Below are 18199 nucleotides of genomic sequence, written 5' to 3' on the forward strand. Positions count from 1 at the left end.
CAGGGCGGTGCTGGTCAACCAGTAGCGGCACCGGCCGGCGCGGCACGAGAACTGCGTTCGTGGTGGGTTCTCGTGGCGTTTCGGGTGCCTGCTGGTGGCTCGACGACGACGCGCGTCAGGGCGTCGTGCTCACCGGTGACCTCGGTGCCGGCAAGACGACCCTGACCCAGGGCCTCGGTGAGGGGCTGGGCGTCCGGGGGCCGGTCACCTCGCCGACCTTCGTGATCTCGCGGATCCACCCGTCGCTGGTGGGTGGTCCCGCGCTGGTCCACGTGGACGCCTACCGGCTGGGTAGCCGGCTCGAGCTGGATGACCTGGACCTGGATGCCGACCTGGAGGCGAGCGTCACCGTGGTCGAGTGGGGTGCCGGGCTGGCCGAGCAGCTGTGCGACTCGCGTCTCGAGATCGCCCTGACCGGGCAGGCCGAGCGGACGGCCCGGCTGGTGGCGGTGGGGGCGCGGTGGGCGCGGCTGCTGGACTCGCTTGCCGGGTGGTGACCTCGGGCGTGGCCGGGCGGCTGTGGACAGGGGATCGGCGCGGGGTTGCTGGTATGGCATGCTTTGTCGCGTTGTTCGTGCGGTTCGCCGCGGAGTGTTGAGGGGTTTGTCGTGACGGTGCGCCGCAGAGCGATGTCGTATGCCGCTGGGCTGGGGGCTGTTGTCGTGCTCAGCTCGGTGTTGGCTGGGTGTGGGAGCGGCTCGCCGGAGCCGGCTGCGACCGGGGCGGTGCCGACGGTGTCGACGTCTTCCGGTGTGGTCACGGGCCGCGGTCCGGTCTCGAGCACGCCGTCGGTGAGCGCGACGAGTGCGCCGACGATCGAGGGTCTGCCGCAGGCGGCCCGGGCGCGGACGCGGGAGGGGGCCAACGCGTTCGTGAAGTACTACTTCGAGCAGGTGAACGAGGCGAGCGTCGATCCACGCAGGGATGCGTTGGCTGGATTTGGTCTGCCGACCTGCAAGACCTGTGTCGCCTTCGAGGACACGATCAACGGTCTTGCTGCCAAGAGTCATCGATACCGCAGTGCGCCACTGAGCGAACGGGCAGTCGATGGTCTCGGACAGGACAGGCCTACTGATCCCAGGTACACCGTGCTTGCGGCGATGGCTCAGGTGGGCGCCCAAGTCATCGACGATTCCGGGAAGGAAGTAAAGCGGGATACCCGGTACCAGGGCAGCTTCATCGTTGATCTCGTGTGGCGTGAGGGTCGATGGGTGCTGAGTGAGATCAGGGTTTCGCAGCCATGAGGCTCCTTCGTCTCGCGTTGACCGGGCTGGCTCTCCTCGCCTTGACACCTGTTGCCTCTGCTAGTGCGACGCACGGCGCCGACCCCCATCAGCCCAAACCACCGTCAGACGGCTTCTTCGGGGCCGGAGCTAACGCAGGCGGCCTGCACAGTCATCTGACGGAGCAGAACGGCTTGAATAGTCTGCGGGCTGGTAAGGATGTGCGGGGTGAGAGGCTGGCGGATCCGTGGGAGTATGCGACGTCGTTGGCGTGTCCGCAGAACCTGGGTCCGACTGGTGGGGCGGATGAGGCGGGGTGTGTCGGGGCGGTTACGGCGTGCGGACCGGGTTCGGGTCCGTTGACGCAGATCTGGGGTCGGCCGGTGGGCCCGGACGGGAAGGCGAAGCCGAACGCGGCGGGGGACACGCCGTGGCTGCGGGTGGGCACGACGTGTCTGCCGGATGCGGTGCCGGGCCGGCCGACGCTGGGGATGGCGACGATCCGGGCGGCGTTTCATGACACGGCGTTCGCGCGGGCGCGGGTGTTGATCCAGCCGGAGGGGAATGTGACGTTGGTGAACCTGGCGACGTTCTTCCGGGTGCAGTGGGACCAGGCGGGGTTTCAGCCGGGGGAGGTCGATGCGATCGATCCGGCGCGGATGCTGGGTTATCGGGTGGCGATCCGTCCGACGCTGGTGGGCTACCGGTATGTGTTCGGTGACGGGGTGAGCTCGGCGCCGACCAGGTCGGCTGGTGGGGTGTATCCGGGCGGGGATGTGCGGCATACGTACACGCGTCGGGGTCAGGTCACGGCTCGGGTGGAGGTCACCTTCGGTGGGGAGTTCCGGCTGGGGGACGGGTCGTGGCTGCCGATCGATGACACGGTCACGGTGGCGATGCCGGGTACCCGGGTGAGCGTCCGGGAGGCCAGGGCGGTGCTGGTCAACCAGTAGCGGCACCGGCCGGCGCGGCACGAGAACTGCGTTCGTGGTGGGTTCTCGAGACCGCCCCGCCTGCGACCGTCCTCGGGCACCCGGCCGGCAAGCGGCTAACCTGACCGGGTGCTGCTGCTCGCCATCGACACCTCGACGACGGCCATCGGTGTCGCCCTGCACGACGGCGCCGGCGTGGTCGCGCACGAGGCCACCCTCGACGCACGCGCACACGCCGAGCACCTGGCCCCGGGCATCGAGCGGGCCCTTCGCTCGGCACAGGCCAGGCCGGAGGACGTCACCGATGTCGTCGTCGGGATCGGCCCCGGCCCGTTCACCGGCCTGCGGGTCGGTATCGTGACCGGCCGCACCTTCGCCTTCGCCCTCGGTCTGCCGGTCCGCGGCCTGTGCAGCCTGGACGCGCTGGCCCATGCTGCGTGGCTGGCCGGGCACCGCGGTGACCTGCTGGTCGCGACCGACGCCCGTCGCAAGGAGGTGTATGCCGCTCAGTACCTCCTGCACGACACCGGCGCCACGCGCGTGGCCGGGCCGGTCGTCGACCGGGCCACCGACCTGCCCGATGCCTGGCGGGTGATGCCCGTGGCCGGCCGCGGGCCGTTGTTGTACCCCGACGCATTCTCGGGTGTACCGGTCCGGGCCCCCCGGTTCGGCGGGATACCCGACAGCCCCGGGACGGCCCCTACCTCGGACGGCCTGCGCGATGTCCCGGCCGGGGCCCTGGCCGACCTCGCCGCCCGGCGGATCGCCGCGGGCGGTCCCTTCGACGGGCTGGAGCCGCTCTACCTCCGTCGCCCCGACGTCGCGCCTGCCGCCCCCGTGAAGTCGACTCTCGGGTGACCAGCCGTCCTGCCCGCGACCCGACCCGAGGTGTTCCGGTGCCCCGCGCCGATGTCGAAGTCGCGATCTCCGAAAGCCCGCCCGCGCCGGAGGGGCTGGACGCACGCCTTGCGGGGGTGCGGCTTCGCGAGCTGGAGTGGACCGACCTCGCGACCCTGGCCGGACTGGAGCGCGACCTCTTCACCGACGACGCCTGGTCGGTCGAGTCGTGGTGGCACGAGCTGGCGGGCCGGCCCCGCCGCGACTACGTCGTCGCCGTCGACGTGGCCGACCGGATCCTCGGTTACGCCGGCCTGAACCTGGCCGGCGAGACCGGCGACGTCATGACCATCGCCGTCACACCAGCCGCACGAGGCAGGGGGCTGGGCCACCACCTGCTCGGGGAGCTGGTGCGCCGGGCGCGGGTGGGCGGCATACGGTCGCTGTTGCTGGAGGTGCGCGCGGACAACGCGGCGGCTCGGACGCTCTACGAGCGCAACGGGTTCGAGGTCATCTCGGTGCGGCGCCGCTACTACCAGCCAGGCGACGTCGACGCGCTCGTGATGCGCCGGCTGATCGGAGGAGACCATGGCTGACGAACCCCTCGTGCTCGGCATCGAGACCTCCTGCGACGAGACGGGGGTCGGCATCGTGCGTGGGCAGACCCTGCTGGCCGACGCGGTCGCGAGCAGCGTGGACGAGCACGCGCGGTTCGGCGGGGTGGTGCCCGAGGTCGCCAGCCGGGCCCACCTCGAGGCGATGGTGCCGACGATCGAACGGGCCTGCCACGACGCGGGGGTGGCGCTGCGCGACCTCGACGCGATCTCGGTGACGGCGGGGCCAGGCCTCGCCGGGTCGCTGCTCGTGGGGGTGGCCGCGGCCAAGGCGCTCGCCGTGGCGCTCGGCACGCCGCTGTACGGCGTCAACCACCTCGCCTCCCATGTCGCCGTCGACGTGGTCGAGCACGGTCCGCTGCCCGAGCCGACGGTGGCGCTGCTCGTGTCCGGCGGGCACTCGTCGCTGCTGCTCGTGCCCGACGTCACCGCCGACGTGCGTTCGCTGGGCTCCACGATGGACGACGCGGCGGGCGAGGCGTTCGACAAGGTGGCGCGCCTGCTCGGGCTGCCGTTCCCGGGCGGGCCCCACATCGACCGGGTGGCGCGCGACGGCGACACGGTGGCGATCGACTTCCCCCGGGGGCTGACGAGCCGCCGGGATCTGGAGCGGCACCGGTTCGACTTCTCGTTCTCCGGGCTGAAGACCGCGGTGGCCCGGTGGGTCGAGTCGCGGAACCGCTCCGGCGAGCCCGTGCCGGTCGCCGACGTCGCGGCGAGCTTCCAGGAGGCGGTCGTGGACGTGCTGACGCGCAAGGCGGTGCTGGCCTGCCGGGAGCACGAGGTCGACCACCTGCTCGTCGGTGGTGGGGTCGCCGCGAACTCCCGGCTACGGGTACTGGCCGAGGAACGGTGTGCCAAGGCCGGGGTGACGCTGCGGGTGCCGCGACCCGGGCTGTGCACCGACAACGGCGCGATGGTCGCCGCGCTCGGGGCGCAGCTGGTCGGCAGGGGGCGGGAGCCGAGCGAGCTCGGCCTGCCCACCGACTCGTCCATGCCGGTCACGACGGTCCAGGCCTGACGCCGAGACCGGCGAGCCGTATGCCGCCGTCGGCGAGCGCGCAGCGCGGCCCGGTAGCGGGCGGCGCCGGTTCGTGGCGCCCGACCGGCGAGGTGTCGATGCCCTCTCTACGTACGTCGATCGAGCGTAGGGCAGGGTCGGCCGGGCGGTATCAACGGCAGGAGGCCAGCCCGCGGGCGACCTTGAGGGTCGCCACCCGGATCACCGCCGCCTCGACCTGTCTCGCGAAGGTGACGTCCTCACTCATCCGGGCCACGATCGCGTGGTGCATCGCGGGCACCGTGCTTGGAGTCGCGGTCAGCACGATGTCGCCCCCGGCAGCGACGAACTGGGTCGCTCTGTCCCCGGGGGGCACCGCCGCGACGGACTTGGCGGCTCCGAGGTCGTCCGAGACGACGACCCCGTGGTAGCCGAGTCTGTCGCGAAGCAGCCCGGTCATGATCGGCCTCGAGAAGACCGCGTTGACCCCCGGGTCGATCCGGCTGTAGATCGCCGAGCCGACCATCACGAGGTCCGTCCCGGCGGCGATGCCGGCGCTGAACGGCTCGAGGTAGGGATCGCGCGTCGTCGTCACGGTGTCGGTGATACCGCGGGCGGTCAGGTCGGTGTTGCCGGTGATCCGGCCGAGGCCGGGGAAGTGCTTGATCGTGGTCGCGACCCCGGCGGCGTGCATCCCCTCGAGGAAGGCGACGGACATCTTCGCGACCTTGCCGGGGTCGTGGCCGTACTCGCGGTCCCAGCGGCCGATCGGCTGGTTCGCCGTGCCGATGTTCGCCGGGACGGTGTCGGCGACCGGCGCCAGGTTGACGTCGATCCCGGCTTCGGCGAGCTGCCTGCCCCAGGTCGTCGCCTGGTCGGTGAGCTGTGCCGGCGACAGGTCGCCCTGCTCCAGCGCAGACGGCATCCGCGTGAAGCCCGGCCCGCGCAGCTGCTGGACGGCGCCACCCTCCTGGTCCGCCGCCAGCAGCAGGCCCAGCCCGCCCGTGGCGGAGTCGGAGGCGAGGCCGGCGAGGTGCCGGGTCGCGGCGCGGACCGGCCCGACGCCGCCGTACCATCCGCCGAGCAGGACGACGCCGCCGAGGTGGTACCGCGCGACGAGGGCGTCGAGACTGGTCCGACCGGCGTTCACGTCGAGCCCGGCCATCAGCAGCTGCCCCGCTCGCTCGCTCGCTGTCAGGCCCTGCACGATCGACGCGGCGCAGGCCGCCGTCGCGGTACCCGACGCGGTGGGTGTCCCTGGGGGGATGGGTGTCCCCGACGGGGTGGGCGCCCCCGACGGGGCGGATGTGACCGACGGGGCGGATGTCCCCGACGAACTGGGTGTCCCCGACGAGCTGCGCGTCGGCTGTCCGGTGCCGCTGGAGTGGGGGGCCGGGCCCGCCGGGACCGAGCACGCTGCCAGGGACAGCGTCATACCCACGACGGCGACCAGGATGACGCGCCCGGAGCAGCGGTTTCGCGGCCGGTCGCGCCGGAGCCGACGGTCACGCACGACGGCACGGTATCGCCCGACCCCGGTGCCGGGAGCGGCGGGGTGGCCGCGACGCGGTACCTTGCCGCGGTGACCTCTGATCCGATCCCCCTCGTGCTCGACGTCGACACGGGCGTCGACGACGCCTGTGCCGTTGCCCTGGCCGCGCTGCACCCACGGATCGACCTCAGGGCAGTCACGTGCGTCGGCGGCAACGCGCCGATCGACGACGTGGTCCGCAACACCCTCGTGGTCCTGGACGCGGCCGACCGCCCGGACGTGCCGGTGGCGCGGGGCGCCGAGCGTCCCCTGCTGGAGCAGCCGGTCCACGCCCGTCACGTGCACGGCCAGGACGGGATGGGCGACCTGGGTTGGCCGGCCAGCCCTCGTCGGCCGGTCGACGGGCACGCCCTCGACCTGCTGCGCGACGTCTGCGCGGGCGCGGCGCGCTCGGGTCGCCGGATCACCCTGGTGCCGTTGGCGCCACTGACGAACATCGCGCTCCTGCTGCGCACCGATCCCGACGCCGCGGCCGGTATCGAGCGCATCGTCTTCATGGGCGGCGCTGCCCAGGTCGGCAACGCCACCGCCTCCGCCGAGTTCAACGTCTTCCACGACCCCGAGGCGGCCGCCATCGTGCTGGATGCGTGCCACTGGCTCGGCATCGACGTGACCATGTACGGCCTCGACGTCTTCTACGACCCGGTCATCACCAGGCAGCAGGCCGACCGCCTTGTCGCATTGGGCGGTCGAGGGGCCGCCGAGCTCGCCGGGCGGCTGATCCGGTTCCAGTGCGAGCGCTTCCACTCGGCCGCCGCGACCATCGGTGATGCCGGTGCCGTCTGCGCGGTCCTCGAGCCGGGCCTCGTCCGGACCGAGAGCCTCCCCGTGCGGGTCGAGCTGGCCGGCACCTGGTCCCGGGGTCGGACCATCGTGGACCGGCGGGACCGGAGCGAGGGCCAGGGACCCGACCCGCACGGCGCGGCACCGGCGAGAGTCGACGTCGCGCTCGGGGTCGACGCGGCCGGCGTCGCCCGGCTCTGGTACGACACGCTGCTCGAGTCGGCCGGCTCGGAACGGAACAGCTGATGGGGCGCGTCATCGTCGTCGGGTCGCTCAACGTCGACCTGGTCACCCTCGTCGAGCGGCATCCCGGACCGGGTGAGACGGTGTTCGGCGAGTCGGCGGGCCGCTTCGCCGGCGGCAAGGGCGCCAACCAGGCGGTCGCGGCCCGGCGCGCGGGTGCGGACGTGGTCCTGGTGGGCGCCATCGGCACGGACGACGCGGGCGACGCCTGTCTGCGACGCCTCGCCGGTCTCGGGATCGACGCGCGCGTGGAGCGGGTCGACGGTACGGCCACGGGGATGGCCATCGTCAGCGTCGACGGGGCCGGTGAGAAGGCGATCATCGTCGTGCCCGGGGCGAACGGGGTGCTCGACGTGCGCGACGTGGGGGCCCGCCCCGGTGACGTCGTGCTCCTCCAGCTCGAGATCCCCCTGGAGTGCGTTACGCAGGTGGCGCGCGAGAGCCACCGGGCGGGCGCCCGGGTCGTCGTCAACCTCGCGCCCTACGCCGCCCTGCCCGACGACGTCGTCGGCTTGGCCGACCCGCTGGTGGTCGACGAGTCCGAGGCGGCCCTGCTCGCGGACTCGGGACTGCTGCCGTCCTCGCTCCTGGTCACGTTCGGGACGGCCGGCGCGGTGTGGGACGGCGAGCGGGTCGACGCAGCGGCCGTGGCCGCGGACGAGGTCGTCGACACCGTGGGCACAGCCGATGCGTTCTGCGGCGCCCTGGCTGCGGCCCTCGCCGGCGGCGCCACCCGTACCGCGGCCCTGCGCCGGGCCGTGGCCGCCGGAGCGGCCGCCCTGCGATGGAGCGGCGCGCAGCCGGACGGGCGGCTCTGAGCCGAGTCCGCGAGTGGGTCGGCTCCTGCTCGTGGGTCCGGGTCCGACCGGCCGGGGTCGACGCCTCAGGGCAGGGCCCCCGATCGTCCGGCAGCCCCGAGCCCCCGAGTTCCTACCGGTACGTGGCGACGTAGTCGCCCGTGGTGCCGTCGAAGAAGGCGTAGTCGATCCCCTTGATCCGCCGCACCACGTGGTCGACCACCTTGCCGTCGCGACGGATCTGCTCGAGCTTCGTGCCGAACCCGTCCACCGGCAGCATGGCCCGCAGGGCGCCCTTGGTCTGGTTGTCCGCCGAGAGGTGGAACGACACCGCGTCCTTCGCCCAGCGCAGGTCCTCGAACCTCGAGCTCGAGCGGCCGTCGGTCCAGGTCAGCAGCTGCTGCGCCGAGATCATCGGGACGTGCCGGCTCTCGGCGATCCGCATGAGCTGCTGGTCGAAGTCGTCGTGGAAGTCGTAGTGCGTCCCGAACGCGCCGTAGTAGCCGTCCGGGCCCTGGGCGCGGTCGATGAGCGCCTCGATGGCCTTGGGATGGCCGCTGAAGACCTCGTCGACCAGGTGCGTCTCCTGCTGGTAGACGTTGACCAGGCCCCCCTTGGTGTCGCTGAAGCGCATCGGCAGGCCCGAGCCGGTCATGAAGCCGGACCGGTTGGCCACCCACGGTCCGGGCCAGTAGTAGTAGTTCATGTCCAGCCGGACGCTCCACTTGCGCTCGACGGTCGGCTGGGTGACGTAGTCGCTCCAGACGATGCAGTGCAGCCGGCTGGCGTGCTGCGGAGGCAGACCGGGGAAGGCCGCCCGGAAGGCGTGCAGGCTCTGCGCGAACGCCAGGTCGAGCGACGTCGCGGACCAGTTCTGGCAGTTCGTGGTCACGTGGACGCCCAGGTCGAAGCCCTCCTTCTCGAAGGCCACGGCCTGCTGGTCGGTCAGCCCCGAGGTCGGGTAGAGGAACGCCGTGGCGCGCGGGCACTCCCAGCGAGCGAGGTCACAGCCCGGGGGGCTGAGCGCGAGCATCCGCTGGAACGACGCCCGGGTGCCGTCCTCGGTGCCGTGGTCGTCGGCGGCCATCACCAGGACGGCCTTGGCGTCGTCCGGGAAGTACCAGAAGCGCGGCATCGGCCCGGTCGCCGCGGTGCTCCGCTCGATGAGGTTCGACAGGATCCGCATCTGCTCGTCGGCCTGCGGTACGGCGACCTGGTCCAGGTCGAGGTAGTCCGGCTGCGGGTCCTGGGCGCTGGCGCCGAAGAACAGGTCGTTCGGGCGGACCGGGGCCCGCCCGTCGCGGTCCTGCCCCGCCCACTCGGGGTTGCCCTGGCGGGTCAGCACGACCGACTTCGCCAGGTCGAAGGTGAACGCCGCGACGGTGCCGCCCTGGCCACCCAGGCTGCGCACGGTCACCGCCGGGCTCGGGCCGGCCTGCTGTGCGTCGCTGCTCACCATCGCTGCCTGCGCGACGCTCGAGTCCGTGGAGTCGGCCACGCCCGGCGCGACGGTCGCGACGACGTCCACGTCGTCGCCCGCCCGCACGACGTCGGCCGCGCCGTGGACCCGCAGCGGTGCGGACGTGAGCCCGGCGCCGTAGGCCGACGACGTGGCGATGTCGAGGTCTCCCTCGGTGACCTGTCCACCGAGCGGGCTCAGGCCGGCCAGCTCGGCCAGTGCACCGGTGGGCCGGGCCACGACGAGCTGCCCGCCGGCCAGCACCCACTTGCGCAGGGCCGGGGCCGCGGCCACCGCCTTGGCGTCCGCCGAGACGATGACGACCCGGTAGTCGCCCAGGTCGGCGTCGGCCAGGGCCGCGCTGTCGATGGTCCGGAACCCGGTGAACCCCTCGGCGCGCAGCATCTCGGCGTAGAACTCGTCGTAGCCGTCGGCCGTGGAGGTCACGAGCAGGATCGGGCCGCCCGGGCCCGCGCTCAGGGGCCGCTTCACCGGCACGGTGAAGGACCACTCCTTGGGCGAGATGACCTCCGGCAGCGTCACCTTGGCCGTGTACCGGCCCGGTGCGAGCGGCTCGGTCGGCTCCAGCTCGGCGGACGTCAGGCTCTCGTCCAGCCGCACGGCTGCCGGCACGGCTCTCCCGTCCGCATCGGTGACCGAGAACTTCAGCCGGTCCGCCTCGCCGGTCAACGGCCGGTCGAACACCACGGTGACCCGGGCACCGTTGGACACGTTGGCCGCGGCCGTGGCCGGGAAGTGGCTGACCACCTGCGGGCTCGCGCTCGCGACCCCGGTCAGCCGTCCCCCGACGGCCAACATCAGCAACATCCCCACAACAGTCGTCAAAATGACGGCAAGCAGCCGCCTGGTCCCCCCGGACATGAACAGCCTTCCCCTGACTGGTCCCTGACTGGATCTCCCCAGATCCACCCCCGTACGGCAACCAACCTAGGCCGGATCCGGTGTCCCGTTCAGGAGAAGGGGGAAATTGCCCGATCCGGACCGACCGGACATCAGGCCGGCTCGACCACGACGGCGACCTGCCGCCCGCCCACCCGGGTCAGCACGAGCGTCGCCTCCGAGCCGCCCTTGCCCCGCCCGGTCATCTTCAGCCGACGGCGCAGCAGGTCGGGGTCGGTCGCGATGCCGCGCTTCTTGATCGTCACCCGGTCGTGTCCGTGGTCGCGCAGCCAGCGCCCGAGCGTGCTCGTCGAGAACGGCAGCGCGGCCCGGACGCGGTAGCGCCTGGCCCACCCCACGTCGTATGCCGCTGAGCTCGTCACGTAGCCCATGTCCGCCCCCAGCTCGGTACCGTCCACCGCGGCGACGAGAGCCCCGGTGAGCCCCGCCCGGATCACCGCCCGGTCGGCCTCGTAGAGCCAGTCTCCCATCGTGTCGAGGGAACCCAGCGGCTCACGGCCCAGCGCCCCGGCCGCCGCGGCCTCGGTCACGACGACGGCGGACCCCGGCCCGCAGACCGCGGCGGTACGCCCGGCCGTCTCGGCGAGGGGACCCCACCAGACGGCGCACTCGAGCACCTCTCCGTGCCACGAGGTCCACTGCGCCTCGGCCCCCGGTGGAACCGCGGCATGCGGGAAGGCCGGGGAGAGCTTGGCGCCGGTGGCCGCCACCCGGTCCGCGATGCCCCGGACCTCGTCCCAGCTCGGCGAGATGTCGTCGAGCGAGCGGACCCGCCTGGTCCGGCCGCGCGCGTCGGCGACCCCCACCGTCCGCCGCGCCGGGTCGACCCACGCCCCCACGGTCCGGGCCTCGGCACCGGCCGGCAGCCGGACCTGCTCGGCCCGGGCACACCGGACGGTCGAGCCGGGCCAGTGCCGCAGGTTCACCGCGGCCATGGCAGCCGTCACCGGGTCGGCGTCGACCGCGCTCACGTCCAGGCCGAGGGCAGCCAGCGCCATCGCGTCGGCGCCCAGACCGCAGCCGAGGTCGTGCACGAGCGCGATCCCGGCAGCCGCGAACCGGCCCGCGTGCCGGGCGGCGAGCGGCAGCCGCGTCGACTGCTCGAGACCGTCGGAGGTCAACAGCATGCCGCGGGCGAACTCCCCGAACTTCTCCCTGGCCCTGGCCCGCAGCCGTGACTGGCCCATGGCCGCCGCGAGCAGCGCGGGGTCGACACCGTGCTCGCGCAGCCTCGTCTGCAGCTGCAGCGCACTCGCCTCGTCGTACTCCGGCAGGGCCTGCAGCAGCGACCAGCCCTCGGGGCCGGCCAGCCGTTCGACCATCGCCACGTCCACACCGGCCATCCTCCCAGCCCGCGCCCATGGTCCGGCGAGGCGGAGAGCCGGCTGTGCGGCATACCGGCGGACGACCGTTGGTCGGCGAACGGCGCGGCGGCCGGGGCGCGTCACGCTCGGGCCCCGGGGCCTTCGCGACCAACGGTCGTCCGTACGTACGCGCCACGACCCGCGTGTTGGCACTCGACTTGACCGAGTGCTAATCGGAACCTAGATTTCTGCTTGTTGGCACTCTCACCTCGAAAGTGCCAAGAACTCCTCGAGGTGCTCGACCCCCGCGACGGCGATCGTCTCGACGAGCCATCTGTCAAACAGTCATCCAGACAGTCCCGAAGGAAGGTCACCAGTGTCGGTTTCCATCAAGCCGCTCGAAGACCGCATCGTCGTCAAGTCGCTCGAGGCCGAGCAGACCACCGCGTCCGGCCTCGTCATCCCCGACACCGCCAAGGAGAAGCCGCAGGAGGGCGAGGTCCTCGCTGTCGGCCCCGGGCGGTGGAACGAGGACGGCGACGAGCGCGTGCCGCTCGACATCAAGGTCGGCGACAAGGTCATCTTCAGCAAGTACGGCGGCACCGAGGTCAAGTACGACGGCGAGGAGTACCTCATCCTCTCCGCACGTGACGTGCTCGCCGTCCTCGGCTGACGCCCTCCCCACCTGCACCGACCGCACCCCGGTGGGTCCCCGTCGGGATCGGCCGGGGTGCGGTCCGGTTTCACCAGAACGTTCTTCACGAGCCAAAGGAAGCACATGGCCAAGCAGTTGGAGTTCGACGACTCCGCCCGCAAGTCACTCGAGCGCGGTGTCGACGCGCTCGCCAACGCCGTCAAGGTGACGCTCGGCCCGAAGGGCCGCAACGTCGTGATCGACAAGAAGTGGGGTGCGCCCACCATCACCAACGACGGTGTGACGATCGCCCGCGAGATCGAGCTCGAGGACGCGTACGAGAACCTCGGCGCCCAGCTGGCGAAGGAGGTCGCGACCAAGACCAACGACATCGCCGGTGACGGCACGACCACCGCGACCGTCCTCGCGCAGGCGATGGTCAAGGCCGGTCTGCGCAACGTCGCTGCCGGTGCGGCACCGGCCGCCCTCAAGCGCGGCATCGACAAGGCCGTCTCGGCCGTCAACGACGAGCTGCTCAGGGTGGCTCGCGACGTCGAGGGCAAGACCGAGATCGCCTCGGTCGCAACGCTGTCGGCCCAGGACTCCACCCTCGGCGACCTCATCGGCGAGGCGTTCGACAAGGTCGGCAAGGACGGCGTCATCACCGTCGAGGAGTCCTCGACGACCGCGACCGAGCTCGAGTTCACCGAGGGCATGCAGTTCGACAAGGGCTACCTGTCCGCCTACTTCGTCACCGACACCGAGCGCATGGAGACCGTCCTCGAGGACGCCCACGTCCTGATCAACCAGGGCAAGATCTCCTCGGTCACCGAGGTCCTGCCGATCCTCGAGAAGGTCGTGCAGGCCGGCAAGCCGCTGCTCGTCATCGCCGAGGACGTCGAGGGCGAGGCCCTCTCGACCCTCGTGGTCAACAAGATCCGCGGGACCTTCAACGTCGCGGCCGTCAAGGCCCCCGGCTTCGGCGACCGGCGCAAGGCGATGCTGCAGGACATCGCGATCCTCACCGGTGGCCAGGTCATCGCCGAGGAGGTCGGGCTCAAGCTCGACCAGGCCGACCTGACCGTGCTCGGCAAGGCGCGCCGCGTGGTGCTGACCAAGGACCACACGACGATCATCGACGGCGCCGGCGACGCGTCCGAGGTGTCCGGCCGGATCGCCCAGATCAAGGCCGAGATCGAGCGCACCGACTCCGACTGGGACCGCGAGAAGCTCCAGGAGCGGCTCGCCAAGCTCGCCGGCGGCGTGTGCGTCATCAAGGTCGGCGCCCACACCGAGGTCGAGCTCAAGGAGAAGAAGCACCGCATCGAGGACGCGATCTCGGCCACCCGCGCCGCGATCGAGGAGGGCATCGTCGCCGGTGGCGGCACCGCCCTGATCCACGCGGCCGAGGTCATCGACGGGCTCGGGCTCGACGGTGACGAGGCCACCGGTGCGGCCATCGTCAAGCGCGCCGTGCAGGAGCCGCTGCGGTGGATCGCCGAGAACGCCGGCCACCAGGGCTACGTCGTCACCTCGAAGGTGGCCGCGATGCCGCTCGGGCAGGGCCTCAACGCGGCGACCGGTGAGTTCGGCGACCTCGTCGCCGCCGGCGTCATCGACCCGGTCAAGGTGACCCGTTCCGCGCTGCGCAACGCCGCCTCGATCGCCTCGATGATCCTGACCACCGACACGCTGGTCGTCGACAAGCCCGAGGAGGAGCCGGAGCCGGCCGGTCACGGTCACGGGCACGGTCACTGACCGCTCCGACGGTGCGCAGAGGGCCGCTTCCCGGCAGGGAAGCGGCCCTCGACGTGTGCTGGGCGACCGTCAGGACGCGGCGGATACCACTCCGCCCAGGATCAGCTCACGCTCCAGCTCGGACAGGCCGCCCCAGATGCCGTACGGCTCGCGGACGGCCAGCGCGTGCTCGAGGCACTCGGCGATGACCGGACAGGAATGACAGACGGCCTTCGCGGCGTCCTCCCGAGCGCGCCGGCGCGGCCCGCGCTCGCCCTCCGGGTGGAAGAAGGTCTCGGGGCTGATGGTGCGGCAGGCACCCTCGAGCTGCCAGTCCCAGCGCTGCGCGACTGGGCCGGGAAGTCGACTGATCTCGGCCATTGTCATGTCTTTCGGTTCGGGCAGGTCTTTCGGTTCGGTGCAGGTCTTTCGGTTCGGTGCGGGGCCCGCTCTGCGGTCCGGACGACCGGGGGCGCTCATGTGCCCGACGGTATCCGGGTCGGTCGCCAAGAAAACAGGAAGAAAAGTTCTAGAGATGGTCAAGACTTGGTCAGGTGATGGCATGCTCTGAGAGCGCGGTCCAGGCGCGGGGGGCGCCTGGACCGGAACGGACGGTAAGTGATTCGCCGTGCCGGACTCGACGTGCCGTCGCCAGGTGCGGATGTCGGCACGCACCAGGAGGGTCGGGGGAGCAGAGCCATGGGACTCGGAGGTAGGGCGCGCACCGGCGTAACGCGGCCACGGGCGCCGGCGATGAAGCGGGGGGACGGCCAGCCGTCGTTCGCGGACCTGGCCGTCCGCGCCGGACACGACGGGCGAGCCGCCGAGCTGCTGCTGGGCGGCGTCCGGGACTTGGCACTGCGCTACGCCCGGGTCCGGCTCGGCCGGTTCGGTGCCGAGGACATCGCCCAGGACGTGGCACAGGAGGTGTGCATGGCGGTGCTGACGGCACTCCCGGGCTACGAGCACCGCGGGCTGCCCTTCGAGGCCTTCGTCTACCGGATCGCCGCGCGCAAGCTCGCCGATGCCCAGCGCTCCGTGCTGCGCGGCCCGACCCTGCTGGCCGAGGTGCCCGACGCGGTCGACGACCGGCCCAGCCCGGAGGCGCTGGCGGTCACCCGGGCCGAGGCGCGCCTGGCCATCGACCTCATGGACCGCCTGTCCGCGCAGCAACGCGAGATCCTGGTCCTGCGCGTCGCCGTCGGCCTGTCCACGCAGGAGACGGCCGACGCCCTGGGGATGACGGCCGGTGCCGTCCGGGTCGCCCAGCACCGGGCGCTGACCAAGCTGCGGGAGCTGATGGCGGGCCGGCGAGCCGGCGAGGTCGCATGACGACACGGCTGCCACTGCCCCAGCTGCTCGCCGACGACGCGCTGCTCGACCGCCTCGGCGCCCGCGCCGAGACCGGGTCCGAGCCGGTGGCCGTGCTGCTGGGGGCGCTGGCGGCGTGGTCCGACGGGCCAGCCGGTCCGCGCCGGCCGGTCGTGCTGCCGCCCCGTCGGCTCCGGCCTCGACGAGTCCTCGCCGTGGTCGGCCTGGTGACCGTCGGGCTGTCCGGAGCCGGTGTCGCGGCCGCCCGGACGGTCACCGATCCCGGTCTGCGGCTGTGGACGCCGCCGGCGCGCCACCAGGTCGTCGACGGACCGGCCGCCCCAGCGGGACCGTCCCGCGCCGGGTCGGCGCCGAACGGGTCGTCGGCCGGGTCGGTGAGCACCCGCCCGGTCGTCGCCGCGTATCCGCGACCGACCGTCCCCACGGCGGCCCACCCGGTCGTCGGGGTCGACACTGCGACGACGGGCCGGCCGGCCGCGCGGGCCCCGGCGTCTGCGCGGACCGCGGCGGCCGCGGCGGTCACCCCGGCGGCGATCGCGTCGGAGCCGCAGGACCGGGCCGGGTACGGCACAGCGCGGCCGGCGAGGCGTCCGGCCGCGGGATCCGGGTCCGAGGGTGGCTCCCGCGCCACGAACGCTCCGGTCGGGGCCGGGGCCGAGCCCGGGTCGCAGCTCCTCTTCCCGGTCCGGCTGCCCGACCCGGCCTGGCGGCGCTCGTCGGCCTGCCCCGCCGGACCCCCGGCCGCGGTGTGGGCAGGATCCAGGAGCCACGTGCGCCGGGCCGGCTCCTCGTGCACTCCCGGCCCCGCCCCGGCCGCCCGAGCCGACGGGGACCGCGGGACTGCCGATCGTGTCGTTGCCGAGCGACCCTGCCGGGAACGCTCCTGCTCCGCCGCCGGGCCGGGCAGCCAGGGTGACAGCCACGAGCGCGAGCAGGCGCAGGAGGGCGGAACGCACCCCGCGCGGACGGGCGCGGGGCGGCTCCGGCGCTCGCCGGATCACTGACCGTCAGCGCACCCCGCGCGGACGCGCACGGGGGAGCGCTACCGGGGTGGGCGGCATACCCACCGGAAGGACGCACCCGGGGGCAGGGAGGACTCCAGCGGCTCCGGACGCGTCGGGGGGCGGCACGTCACGCTGAACTACCCTTGGCCCATGACCCTCGGACCGCCCGCACTGCCCGCCGTCTTCGCCCGTCTCGGGCTGACGTACGACGACGTGCTGCTGCTGCCGGGCGAGACCGACGTCATCCCGAGCGAGGTCGACACTACCGCGCGGCTGACCCGGGAGCTCACCGTGCGCGTCCCGCTGCTGTCGGCCGCGATGGACACCGTCACCGAGGCGCGGATGGCGATCGCGATGGCGCGCCAAGGTGGCATCGGCGTGCTGCACCGCAACCTGTCGACCGAGGACCAGGCCAAGCAGGTCGACCTCGTGAAGCGCACCCAGACCGGGCGCATCAGCAACCCGGTGACGATCGGGCCCGAGGCCACGCTCGAGGAGCTCGACCGGATCTGCGGGGAGTACCGCGTCTCCGGGCTGCCGGTCGTCGCGCCGGACGACACGCTGCTGGGCATCATCACCAACCGGGACCTGCGGTTCACCCCGGTCGCGGAGTGGGCCACGATGCTGGTGCGCGACGTGATGACCCCGATGCCGCTCATCACCGCGCCCGTCGACATAGACCGCGCGTCCGCGACCACGCTGCTGCGCCGGCACAAGCGTGAGCGCCTCCCCCTCGTCGACGACCGGGGCCGGCTGGCCGGGCTGATCACCGTCAAGGACTTCGTCAAGTCCGAGCAGTACCCCGACGCGAGCAAGGACGGCCAGGGCCGCCTGCTCGTCGGCGCGGCGGTCGGCTACTTCGGCGACTCGTGGGCGCGCGCGACGACGCTGGTCGAGGCCGGCGTCGACGTGCTCGTGGTCGACACCGCCCACGGCCACGCCCGGCTGCTGCTCGACATGATCAAGCGCCTCAAGAGCGACCCGGCGACCGCCGCCACCCAGGTGGTCGGTGGCAACGTCGCCACCCGCGAGGGTGCCCAGGCCCTCGTCGACGCCGGCGTCGACGCGGTCAAGGTCGGGGTGGGCCCGGGCTCGATCTGCACGACGCGGGTCGTCGCCGGGGTCGGGGTCCCGCAGGTGACCGCGATCCACGACGCGGCCCAGGTCTGCGGGCCCGCCGGGGTGCCGCTCATCGGCGACGGCGGCCTGCAGTACTCCGGCGACATCGCCAAGGCCCTGGTCGCCGGTGCCGACACGGTCATGATCGGGTCGCTGCTGGCCGGGTGCGAGGAGAGCCCCGGCGAGCTCGTGCTCGTGGGCGGCAAGCAGTACAAGTCCTACCGTGGCATGGGCTCGCTCGGCGCGATGTCCTCGCGCGGCAAGAAGTCCTACTCGAAGGACCGTTACTTCCAGGCCGACATCGTCAGCGACGACGAGATCATCCCCGAGGGCATCGAGGGGCGGGTGGCCTACAAGGGCCCGGTCGCGACGGTCGCGCGCCAGCTCGTCGGGGGTCTGCACCAGTCGATGTTCTACGTCGGCGCGCGCACCATCCCCGAGCTGAAGGAGCGGGGCCGGTTCGTCCGGATCACCGCGGCCGGGCTCAAGGAGAGCCACCCGCACGACATCCAGGCCATCGTGGAGGCCCCGAACTACTCCTCGAGCGGTTGAGCGGTCGGGCAGCTGAGCCGCGACATTCGAGGATGCCGCTGTGGCTGGCTCGCACTTTCCCGCCGCGGTCGGATTGTGAGCGGGGTTCGGTGTCGGGGGGCTCCCACTTTCCCGCCGCGGTCGGATTGTGAGCGGGGTTCGGTGTCGGGGGGCTCC

The 18199-nt window shown here is 72.7% G+C and carries 17 protein-coding genes; 13 read left to right on the forward strand and 4 right to left on the reverse strand.

Going from position 1 to position 18199, the window contains the following annotated elements:
- Nucleotides 1–62 precede the first annotated feature (62 nt).
- The 6 genes from tsaE to tsaD all read left to right on the forward strand — a co-directional run bounded on the left by tsaE (nucleotide 63) and on the right by tsaD (nucleotide 4627).
- Nucleotides 63–497 (forward strand): tRNA (adenosine(37)-N6)-threonylcarbamoyltransferase complex ATPase subunit type 1 TsaE, encoded by a 435-nt coding sequence (tsaE, locus tag WMI84_RS10380; RefSeq protein WP_347352878.1) that lies wholly within the window; start codon nucleotides 63–65, stop codon nucleotides 495–497.
- Nucleotides 498–608: 111 nt separating this feature from the next.
- Nucleotides 609–1244, forward strand: coding sequence for a DUF6318 family protein (locus WMI84_RS10385; RefSeq protein ID WP_347352848.1), 636 nt, complete (start codon nucleotides 609–611; stop codon nucleotides 1242–1244).
- Nucleotides 1245–1582: 338 nt separating this feature from the next.
- Complete coding sequence (locus tag WMI84_RS10390) at nucleotides 1583–2176, forward strand: hypothetical protein (RefSeq protein ID WP_347352850.1); 594 nt, start codon at nucleotides 1583–1585, stop codon at nucleotides 2174–2176.
- A gap of 108 nt (nucleotides 2177–2284) precedes the next feature.
- On the forward strand, nucleotides 2285–3013 hold the full coding sequence (gene tsaB, locus WMI84_RS10395) for a tRNA (adenosine(37)-N6)-threonylcarbamoyltransferase complex dimerization subunit type 1 TsaB (RefSeq protein WP_347352852.1): 729 nt from the start codon (nucleotides 2285–2287) through the stop codon (nucleotides 3011–3013).
- Nucleotides 3014–3051: 38 nt separating this feature from the next.
- Nucleotides 3052–3588, forward strand: a complete 537-nt coding sequence (gene rimI, locus WMI84_RS10400) for a ribosomal protein S18-alanine N-acetyltransferase (RefSeq protein ID WP_347352854.1) — start codon at nucleotides 3052–3054, stop codon at nucleotides 3586–3588.
- Nucleotides 3581–4627 carry a tRNA (adenosine(37)-N6)-threonylcarbamoyltransferase complex transferase subunit TsaD gene (gene tsaD, locus WMI84_RS10405; protein WP_347352856.1) on the forward strand — a complete coding sequence of 349 codons (1047 nt, stop codon included), beginning with the start codon at nucleotides 3581–3583 and terminating at the stop codon, nucleotides 4625–4627. The genes rimI and tsaD overlap by 8 nt, the downstream gene beginning before the upstream one ends.
- A 151-nt stretch (nucleotides 4628–4778) precedes the next feature.
- Here the strand turns inward: tsaD and WMI84_RS10410 are convergent, their stop codons facing one another.
- Entirely contained in the window at nucleotides 4779–5813 is a 1035-nt protein-coding gene (locus WMI84_RS10410) for a glycoside hydrolase family 3 N-terminal domain-containing protein (RefSeq protein ID WP_347352858.1), read from the reverse strand.
- A 375-nt stretch (nucleotides 5814–6188) separates the two neighbouring features.
- Here WMI84_RS10410 and WMI84_RS10415 point away from each other — a divergent pair, with 375 nt between their 5' ends.
- Complete coding sequence (locus WMI84_RS10415) at nucleotides 6189–7187, forward strand: nucleoside hydrolase (RefSeq protein WP_347352859.1); 999 nt, start codon at nucleotides 6189–6191, stop codon at nucleotides 7185–7187.
- Nucleotides 7187–8002, forward strand: a complete 816-nt coding sequence (locus WMI84_RS10420; RefSeq protein ID WP_347352861.1) for a PfkB family carbohydrate kinase — start codon at nucleotides 7187–7189, stop codon at nucleotides 8000–8002. The genes WMI84_RS10415 and WMI84_RS10420 overlap by 1 nt, the downstream gene beginning before the upstream one ends.
- Nucleotides 8003–8114: 112 nt before the next feature.
- Here the strand turns inward: WMI84_RS10420 and WMI84_RS10425 are convergent, their stop codons facing one another.
- Both WMI84_RS10425 and WMI84_RS10430 read right to left on the reverse strand, forming a co-directional pair.
- Complete coding sequence (locus WMI84_RS10425; RefSeq protein ID WP_347352863.1) at nucleotides 8115–10268, reverse strand: Ig-like domain-containing protein; 2154 nt, start codon at nucleotides 10266–10268, stop codon at nucleotides 8115–8117.
- A 185-nt stretch (nucleotides 10269–10453) separates the two neighbouring features.
- A complete protein-coding gene (locus tag WMI84_RS10430) occupies nucleotides 10454–11695 on the reverse strand; it encodes a class I SAM-dependent methyltransferase (protein WP_347352865.1) in 1242 nt (413 codons plus the stop codon).
- Between the two features lie 346 nt (nucleotides 11696–12041).
- Here WMI84_RS10430 and groES point away from each other — a divergent pair, with 346 nt between their 5' ends.
- Nucleotides 12042–12338, forward strand: a complete 297-nt coding sequence (gene groES / locus WMI84_RS10435) for a co-chaperone GroES (protein ID WP_347352867.1) — start codon at nucleotides 12042–12044, stop codon at nucleotides 12336–12338.
- A gap of 105 nt (nucleotides 12339–12443) precedes the next feature.
- Nucleotides 12444–14057, forward strand: a complete 1614-nt coding sequence (gene groL, locus WMI84_RS10440; protein ID WP_347352868.1) for a chaperonin GroEL — start codon at nucleotides 12444–12446, stop codon at nucleotides 14055–14057.
- 69 nt (nucleotides 14058–14126) lie between these two features.
- Here the strand turns inward: groL and WMI84_RS10445 are convergent, their stop codons facing one another.
- Entirely contained in the window at nucleotides 14127–14417 is a 291-nt protein-coding gene (locus WMI84_RS10445; RefSeq protein ID WP_347352870.1) for a WhiB family transcriptional regulator, read from the reverse strand.
- A 372-nt stretch (nucleotides 14418–14789) separates the two neighbouring features.
- On the opposite strand from WMI84_RS10445, the gene WMI84_RS10450 reads away from it, so the two are divergent.
- The 3 genes from WMI84_RS10450 (at nucleotide 14790) to guaB (ending at nucleotide 18043) form a co-directional block, all read left to right on the forward strand.
- A complete protein-coding gene (locus WMI84_RS10450) occupies nucleotides 14790–15368 on the forward strand; it encodes a sigma-70 family RNA polymerase sigma factor (protein WP_347352872.1) in 579 nt (192 codons plus the stop codon).
- Entirely contained in the window at nucleotides 15365–16372 is a 1008-nt protein-coding gene (locus tag WMI84_RS10455) for a hypothetical protein (protein WP_347352874.1), read from the forward strand. Before WMI84_RS10450 ends, WMI84_RS10455 begins: the two co-directional genes overlap by 4 nt.
- 150 nt (nucleotides 16373–16522) lie before the next feature.
- Nucleotides 16523–18043 carry an IMP dehydrogenase gene (gene guaB / locus WMI84_RS10460; RefSeq protein ID WP_347352876.1) on the forward strand — a complete coding sequence of 507 codons (1521 nt, stop codon included), beginning with the start codon at nucleotides 16523–16525 and terminating at the stop codon, nucleotides 18041–18043.
- Nucleotides 18044–18199: the final 156 nt, after the last annotated feature.

The sequence above is a fragment of the Intrasporangium sp. genome, assembly GCF_039812505.1.
Taxonomy (GTDB): domain Bacteria; phylum Actinomycetota; class Actinomycetes; order Actinomycetales; family Dermatophilaceae; genus Intrasporangium_A.

Excerpts from the sequence above, each read along its gene's own strand:
- WMI84_RS10420 (WP_347352861.1), top strand. The coding sequence starts at position 7,187 with ATGGGGCGCGTCATCGTCGTCGGGTCGCTCAACGTCGACCTGGTCACC.
- WMI84_RS10445 (WP_347352870.1), bottom strand. The coding sequence starts at position 14,417 with ATGGCCGAGATCAGTCGACTTCCCGGCCCAGTCGCGCAGCGCTGGGAC.
- WMI84_RS10455 (WP_347352874.1), top strand. The coding sequence starts at position 15,365 with ATGACGACACGGCTGCCACTGCCCCAGCTGCTCGCCGACGACGCGCTG.
- groL (WP_347352868.1), top strand. The coding sequence starts at position 12,444 with ATGGCCAAGCAGTTGGAGTTCGACGACTCCGCCCGCAAGTCACTCGAG.
- WMI84_RS10450 (WP_347352872.1), top strand. The coding sequence starts at position 14,790 with ATGAAGCGGGGGGACGGCCAGCCGTCGTTCGCGGACCTGGCCGTCCGC.
- tsaD (WP_347352856.1), top strand. The coding sequence starts at position 3,581 with ATGGCTGACGAACCCCTCGTGCTCGGCATCGAGACCTCCTGCGACGAG.
- guaB (WP_347352876.1), top strand. The coding sequence starts at position 16,523 with ATGACCCTCGGACCGCCCGCACTGCCCGCCGTCTTCGCCCGTCTCGGG.
- WMI84_RS10425 (WP_347352863.1), bottom strand. The coding sequence starts at position 10,268 with ATGTTGCTGATGTTGGCCGTCGGGGGACGGCTGACCGGGGTCGCGAGC.